Below are 19,297 nucleotides of genomic sequence, written 5' to 3'. Positions count from 1 at the left end.
GCCCCGTTCAGAGCCAGTCATCGGGCTTCGTGTCGTAGTCGACCTCGCCGGCCGCGATGCGGGCTTCCAGTTCGGCGTCGAGGTCGTGTTCCTCGAACGACTCGCCGTCGTATCGAATCCGGATGGCTCGCTCTTCGGGCGTCGGCTCGCGCCCCCGCCGCCGGGCGACTTCGACCTCGTGCTCGTCGAACTCCTTCGTGATGGTCATCAGGTTCACCGGGCGGCCCCAGAGGTGGTAGACGCGCTCCAAGACGCCCTTGGCCTGCTTCATGTCGAGGATGACGCCGTTGTACTGGTGGCCCAAGAGGAGTTCCCCCCGGTTGTCGAAGTTCCCGTCGTACACCGCGATGGTCGGCTTCCCGAAGTTGGTGAACTGGAACAGGAGCTTCTTTTTCACGTCCCGGTACTCCGACGAGGAGACGCGGAACTGCCGGGACGACTGGGAGTACTCGTAGGCGAAGTAGTGGTTCGAGCGGACGAACTCCTCGGAGAGGAACGCGTCGAGGAACGTCACGTCGTTGTGACTCTCGCGAATCTCGCGCATGCGGTCCCAGCCGGCGGTCTTGTCCACGTCGGCGACGGCCGCCTCGACGCTGTCGTACACTTCGTCGTCGAACATGTACCGCGAGAGCTGTTCGAGTTCGGAGCGCCGAATCCGGCTGAGGAACCCGCGGTTCTGCGCTTTGACGAGCGAGTAGTGTCGCTCCGCGAGCCCCTCGTAGGTGAGGAGCTTCCACGGGTACGCTTCGAGGTCGAGCGACTCGTCGCCCGACAGCGCCCTGTCGAGCGTCTCGTGGTCGACTCTGGGGTCGTCGGGACCGAGTTCGGACAGTTCGTCGAGGGAGTCGGCGCTGACACCGTCGATAGCGGCGTCCGCCCGAAGGAGTTCCTGTACCTCGTCGAATTCGACTGTCTCGTGGAAGTTGCGCCACGTGACGCCCTTCACGCGCAGGAGTTTGTCGGCGACCTCCGCGCGGTTCGTCGAGTTCTCGATGTACTCCCACAGCTCCTTGCCGAGCTTGTAGGGGTTGAGCCCGGGCGACCCGAGGACGCGCGACTGGTGGTCGGCGTAGGTGATGAACTCGTCCGTGCCCGCGAAGCGCTCGTCGCCCATCATGAGCGACTCCCAGTAGGCCGCCCAGCCCTCGTTCATCACCTTCGTCATCTTCTGGGCGGCGAAGTAGTACGCCTCCTCGCGGAGCATGTCGAGGACGTCCTTCTGCCACGGCTCCATCTCTTCGGCCTTGCCCGTCTCCTCGTCGTACCGCATCCCGTGTTCGCGGACGTACGCGAGCACGTCCTTCCGGGGGTCGGTGAGCTTCGCAGCCTCGCGTTCGGCCTCTTCGACCTGTTCGAGCCACGCGTCGTCGAACACCTCGCGGCGCACGTCGTCGGAGATGTCGAGACTGTCCAACTGCGCGCGGATGTCCTCGGGGATGTGGCCGTCCTCGTCGGCGGCGGCCTCGCGGATGGTCCGGTGCTGGTCGATGGTGTCTTCCAGACAGAGGACGGCGTCGATGAACTTCTCCACGTCGTCCCGGCTGATTTCGGGATTTTCCACGTACCGCTCGATGGTCTGGGCGTGCTGTTCGAGCATCGCGGCGGCGGCGAACTGCCCCTCGTCGGAGAACAGCCCGAACCACTGGTTGTTCTTGAAGAAGTCCGAGTGGGCCTCGACGTGGGTGATGACGGCCTTCTGGTCGGCCAGCGAGTTCGACTCCTGGAGGAAGGCGTTCGCCGGGTCGTCGTTGTTGACGATTTCGAACGCCTTGCCCATGCCGAACTGGTCGGTCTTCCGCTGGCGGTCGTAGGTCATCCCCCACCGCCAGTGCGGATACCGCTCTTGGAACCCGCCGTAGGCGATGAGCTGGTTCATCTCGTCGTAGTTGACCACCCAGTAGTTCACCGGGTAGGGGTCGAGTCCGAGCTTCTTGGCGAGCGCGCCGGCCTCCCGGACGGGCTCGTCGAGTCTGGCGGCCTCGCGCTGTGCGTCTCTGCGGTGTCGTCTGAAACTCATTCTGCTGTCGCCTCCGTGCTGAGGATGGTGTAGATGGCGTCGATGACGTCGTCGGGCTCCGAGACGTACGCGACCACGACGTTACCCTGCTCGCCGAGGCTCCGTTCGACCTCTTCTGCGTGGGTGGCGTTGATGGCGGTCCCGCCGGGCTGGGTCTCCACGTAGGCGTGGAGGTTCGCGTCTATCTCCTGCATGAGCGGGACGACCCGCTCTTTGGTGTCGTTCGAGGAGTTCTCGGAGTCGCCCGCGGCGAAGACGTAGCGGTTCCACTCGCGCCACGGGTAGCGCTCGTCGAGGACCTCCTTCGCCAGTTCGTAGGCCGACGAGATGCGCGTCCCGCCGCCCGAGCGGATGCCGAAGAACTCGTCGCGTTCGACCTCCCACGCCTCCGCGTCGTGGGCGATGTAGACGAACTCGGCGTGGTCGTACTTGCCCGTGAGATACCAGTCCAGCGGGGTGAAGGTGCGCTCGACGAGTTCGCGTTTCGTCTCCCGCATCGACCCCGACACGTCGCGGATGTTGACGACCACGACGTTCGACTGCTTCTTCTCGATGACTTCCGGGTGGCGGTAGCGCTCGTCCTCGCGGCGGAACGGAATCTCGCGGAGCCCCTCGCGGCGGATGCGCTGGATGGCCGTCGTCCGCTCGACGTTCTCCTCCATCTCCTCGAAGGAGGCCCACGTCCCGCGTTCGTCGTCCGGGATGCGGCTCCACTCGTCTTCGATCCACGCCATCGAGACGAGGATGTTTTGCTCGCGGCACCACCGGAACACCTCGCGGGCCGAGGTGCCGTCGACTTTCATCGCCTCGCGGACGAACTCCTCGTCGAAGTCCATCGCGAGCTTTCGCTTCAGGCCCTCCTTGAACAGGCGCTCGAAGTCGAGGGTGCTGTGGGGGCCGCTTCGGGTGATGTCGGTGAAGTCGCCTTCGACCTCCTCGATGACCTCCTTTCCCTTCGGTTCGAGTTCGAGGCCGAGTTCCTCGTCCAACGCCTCGGCGAACTGCTCGGGGTCCATCTCGTAGTACTCGTGTTCGGCCCCCTCCTCGCCGGGTTCGCCGTCTTCGCCATCGCCGTCACCGGGCTGTGGCTGGCCGAGCGGTTGGCCCACGTCGGGTGTTCCGCCTTTGCCCTGTCCGACGCCGCCCATGTCGAGGCGGTCGTACTTGAACTCCGGCAGGTCCACGACCTTGATGGGTATCTTGATGTCTTTCGACCCGGACGCGCCGAGGTCGCCGTAGGAGATGAACTCCTTGAGGTCTTCGCGGCGCTCTTCACCCACTTCGCGGAATCGTTCGAGGTCGTCTCTCAGTCCCATGTGTGGCTCACCTCCTTCATCACGGCACGGCTGGTCAGTTCGGCCGACGCGGCGGTGTAGCCGCGGTCGACCAACTCGTCGATGGTGCGGGCTTTCACCCGCGCTGTTTCGGTGTTCGCCGGCGGGTTGTCCCACTGACGGGGGTCGAGGTCGGTGAACAACCGGCGCACGTCCTCCCAGTCGTGGGTTTCGAGCACCGTCCGGATGACCGGAATCTCGGTCAGGTCCACGTCGGAGACGGTAAAGCCCTCGTCGCGGTTCTCCCACGCGTAGCGGTTGAGCGCGGTGATGACCTTCTCGTTGCGGAAGTCTTCGACCGTCTCGGAGGGGTCGTTGCCCTCGTAGTCGTCCGGCGAGAAGCGCCCGAGGTGCTCGGTCTCGAACAGTTTCATGAGAAGCGGGTCGGGGTCGATCGGCCCGCGCTCGGTCTCTATCTGTCCGTCGGACGCCCACGCGTAGACGTGTTCGACGTACTCCTCGACCGTCTCGCGCTCGACGCCCTTGTCGGCGAGAAGCGCGTCGAGCACGTCCGCCTCCTGCTGGTCGAAGATGTACGCTTTGACGATGGCGATGCGTCCCTCGTACTCCGAGGACTCCGCCCGCGAGAACACGGGGGCGTCCGAGAGTTCGGCGACCATCTCGTCGAGCACGTCGGTCGGCATCACCACCGACGACACGTCGAGGTCGGGGTGTCTGCGGTCGATGCGGTCGTGCAGCAGGTCGGCGATGACGTCGCGGGTGAACGTCACGGGAATCCCGTGGGTCCCCTCCGAGTCTCCGACGAACTCGAACGCCGACACCTCGCGGCGCTGGTCGCCGACCTGCAGGTAGCCGCGGTCGAACAACAGCGCCTTGTCCACGAGGTTGAACTCGATGTCCGGGTCGCGCGGCACGTCCTCGCCGTCGAGACGGGTCACGACACTGTAGAGCGCCGCGGCCTCGACCGCGTGGGGTGCGAGTTCGCGGGTTCGGACCTCACCCGGCCCCTCCCGCACGTCTAACGAGACGGCCTCGGCGACGCGTTCGGCCATCGTCTCGGGGTCGTCCGTCCAGACGCTCGTCTCGTTGGTCAGCTCGCGGCGGATGAGTTCGGCCTCGAGCGAGAGGTTCGTCAGGTACCGGAACTCGTGTTTGTTGAGCCGGCGCTTGAGCGCCTTCAGCGGGTCGCGGCCGTTCCTGTCGGCGTACTTGTCGAGTTCGGCGTCGAGGTCGGGGTTCGAGATGATGACGAGCTGGGTGTCGATGTCCATCCCGATTCCCTTGTCCAGTTTGACGTGCCCCTCGTCGGGGACGTTCAGGAGCTTCTGGAGCAGGTCGGCGTGCTGGGTGGCGTCCTCGACAATGGTGAGGAGGCCGTTGCCCTGCGACAGCACGCCGTCGTAGCTGAACGCCTGCGGGTTCTTCCGCCCGCGGGAGTTCAGTTCGCGGAGCATGCTCGGCATCCACGACCCGACCAGTCGCTCCTTGGGCGAGCCGTCGTCCTCCGAGTGGAGGACGCCGACGCCGCGGCCGACGTCGACGACGTAGTTCTTCACCCGGAGGTGTTTCGGGTCGGTGACGGCGCTGAAGAGGTCCTGCTTGCCCGCTCTGCGGAACTCCTCTTCGAGGTAGGTGTACGCCTCCAGACAGAACGGGTCGAGGTCCTCGTCCACGTCCACGGGGATGTGGTCGCCGTTCTTGCTGTTGAGGTCGGCGAGCAGTCGCTTACGGACCTCCGCGGGGAACACCGAAAGCGGGTGCGACTGGACCGGACTCTCGTACCAGTCCTCGTCGGCTGCGTCGACCTCGCCGCCGTAGGACAGCCCGCGGGTGTCGTCGGCGTTGGCGACGTTCCACTCGACGGTGTAGCGCCGCCCCGCGTCGGTCTTCGAGTACTCCCGAAGCCCGTTGATGAGACAGCGTTTCAACTCGGATTTCCCCGTGGCCGTCGGACCGTCGAACCAGACGATTTTCTCGGCCTTGCCGCGGTCGGCGGCGATGGTCCGCAGGTCGTCGACGAAGGCGTTCAGCACCTCTGTGTTGCCGAGGACCGCGTGCTCGCCGTCGTTGGCGGGGTCGTCGAAAAAGCGGTAGCGCTCTTTCTCCTCGCCCTGTTCGACCACCTGTCTGGTCCCCATCGACTCGATGGCTTCCAAGAGGTACTTCGACGCGTGAGAGGCGATAGAGGGCGACTCGAACGCGGCGTCGACGTACTCGCCGAGACTCATCGGCTCCTCGTAGGTGCCGCGGAGCGCCTCGTCCGCCTCGCGGATGTAGTCTCGCATGGTCACCCTTCGAGTTCGGTCTTCGCCACCTCCGCACCGGCGAACTCGAGCACCTCCCGTGCGCCGTCGCGCGAGTAACCCTGGTCGACGAGCGCGTCTATCCACGCGTTGCGTTCGTCGTCGTCAAGCTCGTTCGCGCTCACGAGCGCCGAGAAGTTGATGTTGTGCTTCTTGTCCTCCCAGAGCTTGCGTTCGAGCGCGCGGCGGAGGCGGTCGTTGTCCTGCGGGTTGAACGACGTGCCCTCGCGGGCGCGCCGGGAGACCCAGTTGGAGACCTCCTGTCGGAAGTCGTCCTTGCGGTCCTCGGGGATGTTGAGCTTCTCCTCGACGGCGCGGAGGAACTTCTCGTCGGGGTCCTGGTCACGACCCGTCAGTTCGTCTTCGACCGTCGCGTCGTCGATGTACGCCATGACGTGGTCCATGTACTTCTCGCCCTGCCGGCGAATCTCGTCGATGTCGTAGGCGAGGGCGTGGCGCACGTCCTCGATGGCGCGCTCTTTGTACTCCTCGCGGACCATCTCGAGGTAGCGGTGGTAGCGTTCGAGGTTCTCCTCGGGAATCGACCCGTGGTTCTCGAGGTTCTCTTCGAGGTGGGTGAACGAGGACAGCGGCGAGAGGTAGCCGCGGCCGCGGTGGGTCGCGTCCATGATGGCCTCGGCGATTTCGTCGCCGATGAACCGGGCGGAGACGCCGTCCATGCCCTCTGCGATGTCGGCTTTCTTCTCGCCCTCCTCGCGGAGTTTGCGCACGTCCACGTCGTCGCCGTCGTCCAACTCGCCGTTGTAGGCCTTCGCCTTCTGGACGAGCGAGATGGTGTCGGAGTCGGGTTCGACGATACGCGTCAGGACGCCGAACAGCCCGGACATCTCCAGCGTGTGCGGCTCGACGTGGATGTCGGGCACGTCGGCGTTGCGGAGCATCTTCCGGTAGATTTCGGCCTCCTGTTCGTACTCGAGGACGTACGGGAAGTCGATGCGCTTCGTCCGGTCGTTGAACGCCTCCATCTTCTCGTCGCCCTTCTTCTCGCGGTATTCGGGCATGTTCGTCCGCCCGACGATGACCTGGTCGATGTCGATTCGGGGGTTGTTCTTCGGCTTGATGGTCTGTTCCTGCGAGGCGTGCAGGAAGTCGTAGAGGAACTCACGCTGGAGTTTCAGCAGTTCCTCGCCGGAGAAGATGCCGCGGTTCGCGTTACAGAACGCGCCGGCGTAGTCGAACGCCCGCGGGTCGGACTCGCCGTACACCGCGAGCTTCGAGTAGTTGACGTCGCCGGTGAGCTCGGTCTCGTCTTGGTTCTTCTTGTCCTTCGGCTCGAACGTCTCGATACACTGGCGTTTGTTCTCGGAGGCGACGAGGCGGATGACCTCGATGTGGTTCGCCACGACCTCCTCTAAGTCGTCGTCGTAGTGGGCCAGCAGCCGGTCCATGTAGAACTCCGAGGCGGGGTCTAACGCCTGGTCGTTCCGGATGGTGTACGGCGCGTCGAGGTTCTCGTTCAACTGCTCGATGACCACGTCGCGCTGTTCCTGCGGGAGCAACACGAGGGGGTCCTGATTCATCGGCGACGTGACCACGTCGTCGGAGGGGTCTTGGTCGCGGATGACGTCGCCGAGGTTCGTCCACCGGAAGGTGTACATCCGCCCCTCGTCGGACATCGTGTAGTCCTCGAAGTAGCGCCGGGAAATCCAGTCGAAGTGGGACTTCCCGGAGCCGACGGGGCCCAAGAGGAGTTTGATGCGTTTTTCGGGACCGAGGCCGCGGGCCCCCGATTTCACCTTGTTGACGAACTCGTGAATCGACTCGTGAACTTCGCGGCCGTAGAAGACGTTCTCTCCGTCGTGAAGGGGGTCTTCCGAGGCCATGAGGTACTCCACGACGCCCGCGTCCTCGTCGTAACGGGTGCCGTAGAAGTCGAACATGTCCGCCACGCGCTGGTGGGCGTTGCGAGCGATCTTTGGGTGTGCGTAGACCTCTTCCAAGTACCACTCGAAGCTCTTTGCCTCGCGGAGGTCCGCGGGCACGGAGTCTTTGTAGTGCTTGCTCAGGTCTGCGAGTGTTTCAATTTCGCCGGTCATTGTTCGTGGAGCCTCGTCGGACCAGCCGTCCGAAGACGACCGAGGGCGACGCGCCCGCGTTCGCGGGTCGCAGACGACACACCACGAGCCACGGACCCGCGGCGACAGACCACGGGCGGTGAGTCAAAGTGCGTCGCCGCCGCTGCGCGCTTACGACGGGTCGGCGACGGGCGACAGAATCGGCGATTGGCAGACTATGCGCGACGGCTCGCTCGGCCCGGGGACCGAGACTGTTAATGAATGAGGGACGTTAACATATAACGCTTTCTCTGAAAGTAGTCAACTGATTGTCTTGAATACCGACCAATCCAGATACGTACCACATCGGGTGACCCTCCAACTGACCAACGTATGTCGATTTAATCGGCGATTCAGTCGGTTGGCGGTCCCATTAATCGGGTCGGTTGTGATTCATGTCGTTCCCGATGGGTCGCTTTCGAGCGGCGAACCACGCGCTTCGAGTCGGGTCGAAGTGACTGCTCTTCGGCGCAGAAGCGGGAAGGCTTAGGACGCGCGGCGGACTAGCACGCCCATGACCGACCTGCCCGACGGGTGGACCCTCTGGAACGACGAACACGAGGGTCGGCGCATCCTCGCGTTTCGCCCGGACGTGTTCAACGAGAGCGCCTTTCCCGCCGAGTGCATGCCGACCGTCTTCGTGTGGAACGGGTCGCGGGCGAACCGCCCGGGCGCGACGCAGATACGCACCGAGACGTGGCACGCAGTGCTCTATCTCGAACCGGAAATCGAGGTCGTCGTCGAGGAGTTCGACTCCCGCGAGGCCGCCGTCGAGGGCGCGACCGACATCGCCGGGCGCTTTTCAGACGGCGAGATAGATTACCGGAGCGCCTACCAAGTCCCCCGGGAGGACTACTTCGAAAAGCTCGACGAGCTGACCGGGCGGGAGCCTTAACCACCTCGCAGGAGAACCACCGCTATGACCTCCGTCACGCTTGTCGGTGCCCGCCTGACCGACCCCGGCACCGAGTTCGTCTACCACGGTGAATCGAGCGCCTGCGAGGGGTGTCCGTACCGCCAGCAGTGCCTCAACCTCACCGAAGGCGTCCGCTACCGGGTCCTCGGCGTGCGCGAGAACACGCAGGTCCTCGACTGCGCCGTCCACGACGAGGGCGTCCGCGCCGTCGAGGTCGAACCGGCCCCGGTCACGGCGAACGTCCCCTCGAAGGGCGCGTACGCCGGAAGCAAGGCCAGCCTGCAGGGCCCGTGTCCGCACACCGAGTGCCCCAGCCACGAGTACTGCGTCCCCGAGGGTGCCGAGTTCGACCAGGAGTACCGCATCAGCGACGTGCTCGGCGACCCGCCGCACGACCACTGCCACCTCGACCGGAACCTGACGCTCGTCGAGTTCGAACCCGCCGACGAGTAGGGGTTTTTGTGGTTCCCGGCCGCTGGCCCTGATATGACGACCGCCGTCTTCTTCGACCTCGACCTGACGCTCCTCCGCTACACCGCCGACTTCGAGACTATCTTCGACCGCGCGGTCCCGGACGCTCCCGAAGGCGCCTACGACCGGTATCTCTCCGTCTTCTTCGACGCGTTCGAGGACCTCGCGGTTGACCCCTACGCGGTCGGCTTCGAGGTAATCACCGACGAGTTCGACATCGATGCCGACCCGGAGGCGCTCGTGGCGCGCTACGCGGAGGCCGAACTCGCCGCCACGACGGTCCCCGCGTCGGCCCGCGAGGCGCTCGTCCGCGTCGCCGACCGCCGACCGACCGGGATTCTCACGAACGGCGCGCCGGCGGTCCAGCGGGCAAAGCTCGAACGACACGACCTCACAGACGTCGTCGACGCCGTCGTCGTGTCGAACGACCCCGCGGTCGCCTCGCGGAAGCCCGACTCGGGCATCTTCGAGGCCGCGGAGACCGCGCTCCCGGCGGACGACTACGTCTACGTCGGCGACACCTACGACGAGGACGTGGTCGGGGCGAGAAACGCCGGGTGGGAGGCGTACCACGTCGGCCGCGAGGGGCCCGACGGCGACCCAACCGGCGACGCCCATGACGCCCATGACGCCCACGACGACCCGGCAGCGGTCGAATCGGTCGCCGACGCGGTGGCTCGAATCCTCGGTGACGACGACGCGTAGCGCGGGAGAAACGAGAGAATCGACCGACTACGGGAGCGTGCCGACTTTCTCGCCGGCGTAGCCGAAGATGTCCGCGTAGCCGTACGCGGAGAGGAGAATGGGGTAGAAGTCGCGGTCGGCGACGAACTGCTCGGCGTCGGCGCGGGCGAACGTCTCGCCGGCGGCGACGGGCTCGAAGTTGGTCGCGTGGACCTCGTACTGGTCCGCCGTCGGCTTGGGAAGCCGTTCCAGCAGGCGGAACACGTCGATGCTGTTCTCCTCTGGGATGCCGAGCTTCAGGCGGTCGTCCTCGGTCTGCGACTCGGACTTCTCGTCGAGCTCGCCGCTCCCGTCGCTTGCGACGGCTGGCGCGGGCAGGACGTTGGTCGCCGTGAGGAACGCCCGGATGAGCCAGTAGGCGTTGTCGGCCGCCTCGTCGGACTTCTGGAGGCCGGCTTCGACCTCGATGGTGTGGGCGTGTTCGATGAGGCGGCCCTCCGCGAAGTGGTTCGTCTCGACGGCCACATCGACCGGGAGCCGGGGGAGAATCGACCGGGAGATGGCGTCGACCGTGTCCACGATGGCGAACGGTTCGGCGTACGACTGGGTGGAGTGAAGCGAGAACGCGGTGGTGCCGCGGACCTCGCGGCCGAGGTCGTGGGCGAGGCGTCGCTCGTGGCTCTCGGCGTTGGGGTCGCCCGGAAACGCCCGGTTGAGGTCCTCGTCGAGGTAGCGCTCGTCCGCCGCCAGCGCCTCCTCGTTGGCGACGATGAGCTTCACCGGGCGCTCGACGTCGGGGTCCTCCGCGACGAACCGCTCGATGGCGCGAGCGCCGCACGGTTCGTCGCCGTGGATCGACCCGACGACAGACACTTCGGGCGTGCCGTCACCGAGTTCGTAGATTCGCATTGCCGATTCCTAGAACTGGACGCTAAAGGACTTTTAGATTCTCCCGGTTCACGCCGCTTTCGCTGACGTGTCAGCAGGAACTACTGATTCGGCGGGCGGGAAACCGCGGGTCAGACGCGATTAGTGGTCGAGCCCTTCGACGTACTCGTAGTCCGCGGGGTAGGCGGTCGCCCGGTGGCCGTCGAGTTCGATTTGCCAGCCGTGGAGCGCCGTCGGGTCGTCCAGCGCCGCCCGGAGCGTCTCGCGCACGTCGTCCACATCGACGCCGTAGAAGTCGCTCGGAACGCCGCGGATGTACTCCAGCGCCGTCTCGAACAGCGACCGCATCCCCGCGTCGTTCTCGAAGTCGAAGTGCTTGTACGCGCCGGCGGCGACCTGCACCATCCCGTGGAGGAAGGCGCTTTCCGCGGTCCCCGCGCCGTAGTTGTACCACTCGTCTTCGAAGCAGTCGTGACTCTCGTGGAAGTCGCCGGCGTTGAACAGGCGGACGCCGTGTTCGACCGCCCGTCGGAGCGTCGCGTGCTCCCACAGCCGCAGGTCGTCGTTCCACCCCGTCGGGTTGCCGAGCGGCGGGGCGACGCTCGGGTCGCGGGTGTGTTCGTCCATGTGAGTCAGGGCGGCCGGGAAGCCGGTAACTCCATCGGTGGCGACACCGGTCGCGCAGCTTTTTGATTCGGGCGCGACAACGGTCGGACATGCCGGACACGATAGCGTGCACCTACTGCGGAAGCGACGTTCGGCGTCACGACCCCGTCTTCGTGGCGGAACTCGAAGCCGGCGAGCGCGTGCCGGCGGGCGCGTTCTGCAACTACGCGTGCCTCTCGTCGCACATCGACGCGGCGGGGCTGACGACCGGCGCGTCCTGCGAGTGGCGGCCGGAGTAGGCTCCGACCGTGGTCGGAGTACCCGCCGGGACCCCTGACCTATTTACCGTGATTCGTCCTTTCGAGCGTATGGCACTCGCATCAGCACTCGTGGCCGGCGGGGTTATCGGGGTCCGGCATGCGCTGGAAGCCGACCACCTCGCCGCCGTCGCGACGATGGTCGAAGACGACGACCGACCGAGCATCGTCGGCGCCTCGTGGGGCGTCGGACACTCGATTCCGATCGCCGTCGTCGGCCTCCTGTTCGTCGCGCTCGGCGTCCGCCTACCCGAGTCGGTGACGCACTTCTTCGAAGTCGTCGTCGGTGCGATTCTCGTCCTCCTCGGCGCGCGGATGCTCCTTCAGGCCGCCGGCGTCTCCGTGCCGACGCTCCGCGGCCACGACCACGACAGCGGCGTTCACCGGCACCTCTCGCTCGGGAACGTCGCGTTCGGGACGAAACACACGCACGTCCACGACGAGTCGTTCGGCGTCGGCGTTCTCCACGGTTTCGCCGGGAGTGGCGCACTCGTCATCGCGATGGTCTCGACCGCGCCCGCGATGGGGCAGGCCGTCGCATTCCTCGCGGCGTTTAGCCTCCTCACTATCGCCACGATGGCGACCGTCTCTTTCCTCTGGGGTCGCTCGATGGCGGTCGGCGGGACGCGCGTCCTCTGCGTCGCGGCCGGCATCGTCGGCATCGCCGTCGGCGGCCTCCTCGTCGTCGAACAGTTCGGCGGTCTCGTCTGACGTTTCGCAACGTTTTAGCGGTCCCCCTGTCGTACTTGAGTACGCGCGAGGGTAGCTAAGTCAGGAAAAAGCGGCGGACTCAAGATCCGCTCCCGTAGGGGTCCGTGGGTTCAAATCCCTCCCCTCGCACTTATCTCGAGAAACGACGTGACGAGCGGCAAGTGCAGCTCAACCTGCGGCGAGAAGCGGACGCCGAGGCGGCCTGCAACCCTGATATAAACCCGGTCGCTCGGTGGCGGACGCGTTCTCTTCTGTCCCCCGCCGTGCACCCGGTTACGACGCCCCCACAGCGCCGCCGCCAGTATCCCGAACGATTCATCATGAACAGACCACGTTTCCGATGAAAACCGCCGGAAGTAGTCCGAGCGGGGACGACGTTCGGCGACAACCGGGACTGATCCGTCCGTCGGCCGAACTATCAGTTTCTCCGGACAGTCCAAGATTTATCAGAAACATTCATTATGTTATCGAGCCTACTGTAGTGTTGCCGGAAGCGCAAGGACGCACCGGATGACCAAACCGAATCTGTCGGGCGACGTGAAAGGCGTCGACGATGGTACGCATCGCAAGATGCGGAGGAATGGAATCGACACGAACACCGAGTCTTTCGTAACAGGAAGACGAGGTCAAAGTGCCGAAGAGGAACCGAAACAGCCCCGTAACCGCTCTGCGAGCGAGCGGCGGGAAGACCAAGTACCGGACCACGAGGAATCGGAGTTCGGGAAGTCGGCGCAAGCCGAAAACGGTCGTGAGGGCTGCGGAAAACGTCTTCCGTCCGGGTTCTAATTGCGGATTCTGGCTTTTCTGTTATTCGCCCTTCGAGCGGACGAGCCGTCTCGTGCGGCGCAGTTCACGACCCGACACGACGACGCGTCGCGTTCGCGGTCTGGGTGCGATGTTCCGGCCGGATTACGGCCGAATCAACTGACTCATCAGCCGGAGGTACTCCGAGGCGACGAGCGGTTCGTCGGCCGCGGTCCGCTCGACGGCCGCCACGCCGTGCCGGAGTTTCTCCTTGAGCGGACTCGGCGGAACCTTGTGTCCGAGCACGCGGGACGCCGTCTCGACGTGTTCCAGCGCGGTTTCGGCGTCGCCGGCTCTGACCGCCGCTCTGGCGTCGTCGAAGGACGCCGCGAGCGACTCGCGGACCCGCACCGGGAGGTCGATAGCGTCTGACACGCCACGAGATAAACCGTCCATCGACATAAGCCACCGGGCCGCGTCGGCGTCGGGTCGGTGGATATAGGCACTTCCACGTCCTGTCACGCCCATGAACGAACTCGACGCCCGGGCGGACCGGACACAGCGCGCGGCCCGCGACGGCGGCGCAGTCGCGCGACGCGCCTTCAGAACCGGCATCTCCGTCGAGACGAAAGACGGAAAGACGGACGTGGTCACGCAGGCCGACAAGGACGCCCAGCGCCGCGTCGTCGAGCGAATCCGCGGGGCGTTTCCCGAGGACCCAATCGTCGGCGAGGAGGACGACGAACTCAAGTCGGTTCCCGAGTCGGGGCCGGCGTGGGTCGTCGACCCCATCGACGGGACGAACAACTTCGTCCGCAACGTGCCGGTCTGGGCGACCGCGGTCGCCGCCGTCCGCGACGGCGACCCCGTCGCGGCGACAAACTACCTGCCCGCGCTCGACGACTGCTACGCGGCCGACGACGAGGCGGCCTACCGTAACGGCGAGGAGATTTCGGTGAGCCAGCGCGACGACCCCGAGACGTGTACGGTCTGTCCGACGTTCTGGTGGGATTACGACGTCCGCGACGAGTACGCCGCCGCGGCCAGGGCCATCGTGACACGCTTCGGCGACATGCGGCGCTACGGGAGCATGCAGGTCGTGCTCTCGTACGTTGCCGACGGCTCGCTCGACGGCGTCATCACGAACAAGCGGGCGAACCCGTGGGACTCGGTCGCCGGCGTACACCTCATTCGGATGGCCGGGGGGACGGTCACGGACCTCGATGGCAACGAGTGGCGGCACGATTCTGAGGGCCTCGTCGCCTCGAACGGGCGCATCCACGACGTCGTGCTGGAGGCGGCCCGCGAAATCGACGGGCGGTAGACGGACGAAAACCGGAACCGGACGGCGCTCGCCGCGGGCGCGGGCGCGCTTCTTATCCGCAAGTGCGAAGTCACCCCCCATCAGAAAGGATAGCATGGACCTCGACGCGACGGACCGGGCGATTCTCCGGATTCTGATGGAAGACGCGCGGACCCCGTTCAGCGAAATCGCTCGCAGAATCGATATGTCGAGTGCGACGGTTCACGACCGGGTCGGCCGGATGGAAGACGCCGGCGTCATCGAGGGCTACCACGCCCACGTCGACCCGCGGGAGGTCGGACTGGGTACCTCCGCGCTGGTCGGCTTCCGGGTCAAACAGGGCCGCGAGAAGGAGGCGCTCCAACAGCTTCGCGACATCGAGGGCGTCCAAGAAATCGACCTCACCACCGGCGAGTGGGACGTCATGCTCCGGGTGTACGCCGAGGACACCGACGCTCTGCGCGAACTCATGTTCGACCACATCGCCGAGCTCGACGGCTTCTCGCGGTCCCAGACGATGGTCATCCTCGGGACCGAGTACGACGACCCGGTGCTGCCGATTCGCGAGCCGGACGACGAGAACTGAATCCCGCTCGTCGCAGAACTGATTCGCCCCGCCGAGGCGTGCGCGGGGAGTGCGAGAGACCGGAACCCTAAACAGGCCCGCCGTCGGGGTATCGGCTATGGCAACGGTAGCAGAGCGAATGGGTCTCGACTCCGAGCGCCTCTGGGGACTCGGCGTCGTGGCCATCCTCGTCGCCCTCGTCGGCGGGTCGCTCGCGTTCCCTCGCGTCGTCTACGACGGCTTCATCTGGCACTACTTCTGGGGCCCCGTCCAAGCCGACGCGAACTCGGCCGTCTGCGCGGTTCGGGCGAACGGCGTCACGCAGTATCTCGACACGGCGTCGGCCTGCGCCGCCGCAGCCGAACCCGTCGCGTACCCCGGCTACACGCTCGTCTCCGAGGTCGGGTACATGGTCACGCTCGTCATCGCCCTCTCGGGCGTCGTGTTCCTCCTCCGCCGTCTCGACATCGGTGAGCGCCCGCGGTTCTTCTACGCGCTCTTCCCGTTCATGCTGTTCGGCGGCGCGTTCCGCGTGGTCGAGGACGCTAACGACTCGCCCGGCGTCGCCGACGCGCTCATCAGCTACCCGCTGAACACGCTCGTCATCAGCCCGGTCATCTACGTGACCGTCTTCGCAATCACCCTCGTCGCCGTCGTCGGGAGCGTCTTCGCCGAACGGCGGGGGCTCGTCGACGACTACGTGAAACCGCTGTTCGGGGCCGGCCTCGCGGTGCTCGCGGTCACGCTCGGCTACCTCCTGTGGGCCGGCCTCACCGGCGCGCAGGGCGCGACGTTCTACCCGCAGGTGCTCGCCGTCATCCTCGTCGGCGCGACGCTCACCGCCGCGGCGACGTGGTGGCTCGTCGAGCACTTCGCCCCAGAAGTCAACGAGGGGACCGGGTACATCGGCCTCGTCGTCATCTGGGGCCACGCCGTCGACGGCGTGGCGAACGTCATCGGCCTCGACTGGATGGTCGCGCTCGGCGCGGGGAACAACCTCGTCCCGAAGCACCCGGTGAACCAGGCCGTCGTCGACTTCACCGCCTCCACGCTCCCCGAGTCGGTGCTGGCCATCACGGGCGACGCGTGGCCGTTCCTGCTCGTCAAACTCGTGGCCGCGACGGCCGTCATCTGGGTGTTCGACGAGCAGATATTCGAGGACAGCCCGCGCTACGCAATCTTGCTTCTCATCGCCGTCCTCGCGGTCGGGCTCGGACCGGGGAGCCGCGACATGCTCCGCGCGACGTTCGGCGTCTAATCGACCCGCGGTCCCCTCCGCTCCGATTCTCCGGCTCTCCGACCTCTCGTTCACGGCCGCGCCCCGACGAAGCTTCAAGTACCGAGCCGCGGCTAACGCCGCTATTCTGTGACGCAGGCCGTGCGGCGGCTCGCGGGTGTCCGGCACACCGCCGCGCGGACTCGATTCGGCCCGCCTGCCACGCGGCCGCCCGTGCCGGCTGTCAGCCACGACGCCCACGAACCCCGAGACCCACCAGCTACGGGAACGGGTGGAACTCGCGGTCCAGTCGCGGTTCGAAGCCGAGATCCCGCGGCACCGACTCAGCACGGTCGGCGAAGTACGGCTCGCCGATGAACAGCGGCTGAGCCTCCGGAACGACCACGCGGACCGCCTCGAAGCCGAGTCGCTCCACGTCGCGCGGGGTGGTCCGCGCCGCGTACGCGTCGAGGCCGGCGTCGGCGACCGCCGAGACGACCGCGTCGAGTTCGGCCGCGCCCTCGGGGACTTCGTCGGGACCGACCGAGTCCGCGGGGATGGTCGCGTCCGGCGAGACGAACGTCTGTGCGGGCTTCGGGAAGTCGGCGTAGGTCGCAATCGCGCCGCCCTGCGTCGCGGCCTGCTCTGGTCCCATAGCGCGCAGTTCGGTCCAGTTCTGAAGCGCCTCGGCCAGCGCGGAGCGAGCGGCGCGGTTCGCGTCGAGATCCGCGCCGGAGCCCATGGCGAACTTCGGCCACTCGCCGTCGCGGTGGACGGCCACCGCCACGACCGGCACGTCCACGTCCTGCGTCACGAGGAGCGCAGTCACCTCGAGGGACTCAGAGCGGGCGCGGGCCGCCAGCGTCTCGAACGTCTCGTCGGTCACGTCCAGTCCGAGTGGGTCGAACGTCGAGTACCACGCGAGCATTGTCGCGTCGCGCTCGACGACCTCGTAGAGCCCCGAGAGAACCGCCTCAGTCCCGGTGTTTCCGAGGCCGAGGCCGGTCGTAATCGACGGCTTGTGTCGCTCCGACGGCGGCGGGTAGTGGACGAACTCCGCCGGGAGCGAGACGGTCGCCCCGGTTGCGAGGTCCTCGCCTTCGACCCACTGAATCGGCTCCTCGGGGTCGGGGTCGCGAAAGGAGTCGGGTCTGACGAAGCGACTCGGCGGCACCGCGGCCGGCCGGGACGCCGCGGGCGCGACGGCGAACTCGCTGGTTCGGTAGACGCCCGCCGAGTAGCGTTCGAGCGCCTCGCCGAGCGCCTTCATGTAGGCCTCGTCCCAGCCGGCGGCCGCGCCGCCGGCGAGTTCGGCCGCCCGAGCGTCGGCGTAGACCGTCGTGTCCGCTGTCTGCGCGACGTAGTACGGAAGCGGGAACGACTCGCGCTCACCGACCTGCGTGACGATGCCGACGCGGTCGTCCACGGCCGACTCGGCCCGCGCGAGCGCGTCATCTAACTCGACGGCGCGGAAGTCGCGGTCGAGGGTTCGGTCCCGCTCCATCGGCGACGGCGCGGGGAGGAACGACCGCTCGGGACCGGGGACTTCGACGACGGTCCCGGCCACGTCGTCGCCCGAGAGGAGCGCGATACCGCGTCGCCCGGCCACCGCGCCGGCGAGTCGAACGGCGGCGCGGTCGCCGCCAGGGCGACCCTCCGACTCCGTGGTGGACGCGACGCGCGCCCGGAGGTCCGCGAAGTCGGCGCTGGCGGGGTCGAACGCCGACACGGCCGCGTCGAGGTCGCCCACGGAATGACCGCCGATACCGCCGATTTCGACCGCAAGCCACCGCGAGGCGGCGTCGTCGGCCGCGTCGAAGACGTCGCTGCCGGCCGCGGCGACGACGAATCCGAGGTCGAACGAACCGAGCGAGTCAGGGGCCGTCTCCGCGACCGTCGCGTCGATGTCGGCGCACGCCGCGCGAATCGACTCGGCGGCGGGACCGCTCCCGACGAGTCCGATGTTCATGCGCGCGACGAGGAGAGGCGGAGGGAAAAAGCGAGGGGGTCGCGGTCGGTTACGCGTCGAGCAGTTTCTGGGCCTCGTCGGCCAGTTCGTCCGCGGTGGCGGCGACGAGTTCGTCCGCGCCGAGCTTCAGGCGGAGCCGCGGGCGACCGACGTCGATGGGTACTTTCTCGGTGTCGATGAGGCCGAGTTCTTCGAGCTTCGTCTTCGTTCGGGAGAACGTCGCCTTGCTGGCGATGCCCACGTCTTCGCCCCACTTCGAGATGTCGTAGAGGAGAACCTCGTTGCGGGCGGCGACGAGAAGCGAGATAGTTACCTCGTCGAGGCCGTCGCCGTCGCCACGAGCCGACGACAGCGAAGCGAGCACGGCATCGAAGTCGGCGAGCGTCTCTTCGCCGATATCCTCGCCGAGCGTTTCGCGGACGCGCGAGAGCGGCGGGGTCCGGAGCTTGAACTCGGGCGCGTCCGCCCAGTGGGCCTGATGGGCCTCGAACGCCGTCTCGACGAACGCCTCGTCGTCGGTGACGAGGCCGGCGACCTTGTCACCGGCGGCGACGAGCGCGACAACCGAGTTCGGCGTGACGAACAGCGTGTTCTCGACTTCGTCGTTGGCGGTCCGCATCGAGAGCGCGCCGTCGGCGACGAGGTTCGCGGCGTTCGCGGCGACGATGAAGTCGTCGAGCACGTCCTTCAGGACGCTCTCGTCGGCGACGAGACGGATTTCCGGCAGGTCGCCGTCGATGTCGGTCGCCACGGCGACGAGCCCCTCGATGACCTCGGCGGTCGGGTTCGCGACCAACACCTCGTCTTCCGACGAGGAAAGGACGGACTCGATGATGTCTCCTACCCCCTCAGCGAGTAGATTAGAACGAATAGCCATAGCTTGAATATCGCCAGTAATATATTTAATATTAACGCAAGACGACCGGCAGAACGTATTCGAAATCGAGTTGTACCAACGCTGTATCGCGCGAATTGAGCATTTCGTTTCAGAAATTTTACTCCTACCGGTGAGCGGGAAAATCGAGGGCGAACCGAGTACCTCATCCGTCCGGGAGTTGTCGTCCACGGCGGTCGGCCTCGGCGCTCAGTTCGGCTCGGGGACACGTCGGAGACGTTCAGTATCGCGCGTTCGTGTATCTGTTCACGGTAGCACACCACAGAATGTACACGGGTGTGCAACACAACACCGGCAGGCGTAGCCAAATGGGACACATTTA

General features: G+C 66.3%; 17 protein-coding genes and 1 tRNA gene. 9 read left to right on the top strand and 9 right to left on the bottom strand.

The window, feature by feature from the left end:
* Window positions 1–7: 7 nt before the first annotated feature.
* The 4 genes from C5B90_RS08695 to C5B90_RS08680 are packed head-to-tail and all read right to left on the bottom strand — an operon-like array spanning window position 8 to window position 7,672.
* The gene (locus C5B90_RS08695) at window positions 8–2,017 is read right to left on the bottom strand and encodes a SpoVR family protein (RefSeq protein WP_115880800.1); all 2,010 of its coding nucleotides are present in this window, start codon (window positions 2,015–2,017) and stop codon (window positions 8–10) included.
* Window positions 2,014–3,333, bottom strand: coding sequence for a YeaH/YhbH family protein (locus tag C5B90_RS08690; protein WP_115880798.1), 1,320 nt, complete (start codon window positions 3,331–3,333; stop codon window positions 2,014–2,016). The genes C5B90_RS08695 and C5B90_RS08690 overlap by 4 nt, the downstream gene beginning before the upstream one ends.
* Window positions 3,324–5,603, bottom strand: a complete 2,280-nt coding sequence (locus tag C5B90_RS08685; protein WP_394337536.1) for a PrkA family serine protein kinase — start codon at window positions 5,601–5,603, stop codon at window positions 3,324–3,326. Before C5B90_RS08685 ends, C5B90_RS08690 begins: the two co-directional genes overlap by 10 nt.
* Complete coding sequence (locus C5B90_RS08680; RefSeq protein ID WP_115880794.1) at window positions 5,600–7,672, bottom strand: PrkA family serine protein kinase; 2,073 nt, start codon at window positions 7,670–7,672, stop codon at window positions 5,600–5,602. The genes C5B90_RS08685 and C5B90_RS08680 overlap by 4 nt, the downstream gene beginning before the upstream one ends.
* Window positions 7,673–8,204: 532 nt before the next feature.
* On the opposite strand from C5B90_RS08680, the gene C5B90_RS08675 reads away from it, so the two are divergent.
* The 3 genes from C5B90_RS08675 to C5B90_RS08665 are packed head-to-tail and all read left to right on the top strand — an operon-like array spanning window position 8,205 to window position 9,782.
* Window positions 8,205–8,585 carry a DUF5820 family protein gene (locus C5B90_RS08675; protein WP_004974432.1) on the top strand — a complete coding sequence of 127 codons (381 nt, stop codon included), beginning with the start codon at window positions 8,205–8,207 and terminating at the stop codon, window positions 8,583–8,585.
* A 24-nt stretch (window positions 8,586–8,609) separates the two neighbouring features.
* Window positions 8,610–9,059: a UPF0179 family protein gene (locus tag C5B90_RS08670; RefSeq protein WP_004974429.1), complete on the top strand. Its 450-nt coding sequence runs from the start codon at window positions 8,610–8,612 to the stop codon at window positions 9,057–9,059.
* A 33-nt stretch (window positions 9,060–9,092) separates the two neighbouring features.
* Complete coding sequence (locus tag C5B90_RS08665; RefSeq protein ID WP_115880792.1) at window positions 9,093–9,782, top strand: HAD family hydrolase; 690 nt, start codon at window positions 9,093–9,095, stop codon at window positions 9,780–9,782.
* Window positions 9,783–9,809: 27 nt separating this feature from the next.
* On the opposite strand, the gene C5B90_RS08660 is transcribed toward C5B90_RS08665, so the two are convergent.
* Both C5B90_RS08660 and C5B90_RS08655 read right to left on the bottom strand, forming a co-directional pair.
* Window positions 9,810–10,670, bottom strand: coding sequence for a succinylglutamate desuccinylase/aspartoacylase family protein (locus C5B90_RS08660; RefSeq protein ID WP_115880790.1), 861 nt, complete (start codon window positions 10,668–10,670; stop codon window positions 9,810–9,812).
* 120 nt (window positions 10,671–10,790) lie between these two features.
* Complete coding sequence (locus tag C5B90_RS08655) at window positions 10,791–11,276, bottom strand: DUF309 domain-containing protein (protein ID WP_058828259.1); 486 nt, start codon at window positions 11,274–11,276, stop codon at window positions 10,791–10,793.
* Between the two features lie 89 nt (window positions 11,277–11,365).
* On the opposite strand from C5B90_RS08655, the gene C5B90_RS08650 reads away from it, so the two are divergent.
* From C5B90_RS08650 to C5B90_RS08640, 3 genes are all read left to right on the top strand, one after another.
* Entirely contained in the window at window positions 11,366–11,554 is a 189-nt protein-coding gene (locus tag C5B90_RS08650; protein WP_115880788.1) for a hypothetical protein, read from the top strand.
* A 69-nt stretch (window positions 11,555–11,623) separates the two neighbouring features.
* Window positions 11,624–12,283 carry a high-affinity nickel-transporter protein gene (locus C5B90_RS08645; protein WP_115880786.1) on the top strand — a complete coding sequence of 220 codons (660 nt, stop codon included), beginning with the start codon at window positions 11,624–11,626 and terminating at the stop codon, window positions 12,281–12,283.
* Between the two features lie 45 nt (window positions 12,284–12,328).
* Window positions 12,329–12,412, top strand: a tRNA-Leu gene (locus C5B90_RS08640).
* Between the two features lie 780 nt (window positions 12,413–13,192).
* On the opposite strand, the gene C5B90_RS08635 is transcribed toward C5B90_RS08640, so the two are convergent.
* Window positions 13,193–13,462 (bottom strand): hypothetical protein, encoded by a 270-nt coding sequence (locus tag C5B90_RS08635; RefSeq protein ID WP_058828256.1) that lies wholly within the window; start codon window positions 13,460–13,462, stop codon window positions 13,193–13,195.
* Between the two features lie 91 nt (window positions 13,463–13,553).
* Between C5B90_RS08635 and C5B90_RS08630 the strand changes: the two genes are divergently transcribed.
* From C5B90_RS08630 to C5B90_RS08620, 3 genes are all read left to right on the top strand, one after another.
* Window positions 13,554–14,351 carry an inositol monophosphatase gene (locus C5B90_RS08630; RefSeq protein ID WP_115880784.1) on the top strand — a complete coding sequence of 266 codons (798 nt, stop codon included), beginning with the start codon at window positions 13,554–13,556 and terminating at the stop codon, window positions 14,349–14,351.
* Between the two features lie 94 nt (window positions 14,352–14,445).
* The gene (locus tag C5B90_RS08625) at window positions 14,446–14,916 is read left to right on the top strand and encodes an Lrp/AsnC family transcriptional regulator (protein ID WP_115880782.1); all 471 of its coding nucleotides are present in this window, start codon (window positions 14,446–14,448) and stop codon (window positions 14,914–14,916) included.
* 118 nt (window positions 14,917–15,034) lie between these two features.
* Complete coding sequence (locus C5B90_RS08620; protein WP_199517501.1) at window positions 15,035–16,153, top strand: DUF63 family protein; 1,119 nt, start codon at window positions 15,035–15,037, stop codon at window positions 16,151–16,153.
* 238 nt (window positions 16,154–16,391) lie between these two features.
* Here the strand turns inward: C5B90_RS08620 and C5B90_RS08615 are convergent, their stop codons facing one another.
* Both C5B90_RS08615 and tbsP read right to left on the bottom strand, forming a co-directional pair.
* Window positions 16,392–18,080 carry a YcaO-like family protein gene (locus tag C5B90_RS08615; protein WP_115880778.1) on the bottom strand — a complete coding sequence of 563 codons (1,689 nt, stop codon included), beginning with the start codon at window positions 18,078–18,080 and terminating at the stop codon, window positions 16,392–16,394.
* 49 nt (window positions 18,081–18,129) lie between these two features.
* A complete protein-coding gene (tbsP, locus tag C5B90_RS08610; RefSeq protein ID WP_115880776.1) occupies window positions 18,130–18,957 on the bottom strand; it encodes a transcriptional regulator TbsP in 828 nt (275 codons plus the stop codon).
* Between the last annotated feature and the right edge of the window lie 340 nt (window positions 18,958–19,297).

Source organism: Haloferax sp. Atlit-12N (genome assembly GCF_003383095.1).
Lineage (GTDB): Archaea > Halobacteriota > Halobacteria > Halobacteriales > Haloferacaceae > Haloferax.
The sequence above is the reverse complement of the archived record's forward strand: the minus strand, read 5'-3'. Positions and strand labels throughout refer to the sequence as shown.

What these genes read in the sequence shown, in the direction of transcription:
- C5B90_RS08695 (WP_115880800.1), bottom strand. Translation starts at nt 2,017, where the DNA reads ATGAGTTTCAGACGACACCGCAGAGACGCACAGCGCGAGGCCGCCAGA.
- C5B90_RS08690 (WP_115880798.1), bottom strand. Translation starts at nt 3,333, where the DNA reads ATGGGACTGAGAGACGACCTCGAACGATTCCGCGAAGTGGGTGAAGAG.
- C5B90_RS08680 (WP_115880794.1), bottom strand. Translation starts at nt 7,672, where the DNA reads ATGACCGGCGAAATTGAAACACTCGCAGACCTGAGCAAGCACTACAAA.
- C5B90_RS08675 (WP_004974432.1), top strand. Translation starts at nt 8,205, where the DNA reads ATGACCGACCTGCCCGACGGGTGGACCCTCTGGAACGACGAACACGAG.
- C5B90_RS08670 (WP_004974429.1), top strand. Translation starts at nt 8,610, where the DNA reads ATGACCTCCGTCACGCTTGTCGGTGCCCGCCTGACCGACCCCGGCACC.
- C5B90_RS08665 (WP_115880792.1), top strand. Translation starts at nt 9,093, where the DNA reads ATGACGACCGCCGTCTTCTTCGACCTCGACCTGACGCTCCTCCGCTAC.
- C5B90_RS08660 (WP_115880790.1), bottom strand. Translation starts at nt 10,670, where the DNA reads ATGCGAATCTACGAACTCGGTGACGGCACGCCCGAAGTGTCTGTCGTC.
- C5B90_RS08655 (WP_058828259.1), bottom strand. Translation starts at nt 11,276, where the DNA reads ATGGACGAACACACCCGCGACCCGAGCGTCGCCCCGCCGCTCGGCAAC.
- C5B90_RS08650 (WP_115880788.1), top strand. Translation starts at nt 11,366, where the DNA reads ATGCCGGACACGATAGCGTGCACCTACTGCGGAAGCGACGTTCGGCGT.
- C5B90_RS08645 (WP_115880786.1), top strand. Translation starts at nt 11,624, where the DNA reads ATGGCACTCGCATCAGCACTCGTGGCCGGCGGGGTTATCGGGGTCCGG.
- C5B90_RS08630 (WP_115880784.1), top strand. Translation starts at nt 13,554, where the DNA reads ATGAACGAACTCGACGCCCGGGCGGACCGGACACAGCGCGCGGCCCGC.
- C5B90_RS08625 (WP_115880782.1), top strand. Translation starts at nt 14,446, where the DNA reads ATGGACCTCGACGCGACGGACCGGGCGATTCTCCGGATTCTGATGGAA.
- C5B90_RS08620 (WP_199517501.1), top strand. Translation starts at nt 15,035, where the DNA reads ATGGGTCTCGACTCCGAGCGCCTCTGGGGACTCGGCGTCGTGGCCATC.
- C5B90_RS08615 (WP_115880778.1), bottom strand. Translation starts at nt 18,080, where the DNA reads ATGAACATCGGACTCGTCGGGAGCGGTCCCGCCGCCGAGTCGATTCGC.
- tbsP (WP_115880776.1), bottom strand. Translation starts at nt 18,957, where the DNA reads ATGGCTATTCGTTCTAATCTACTCGCTGAGGGGGTAGGAGACATCATC.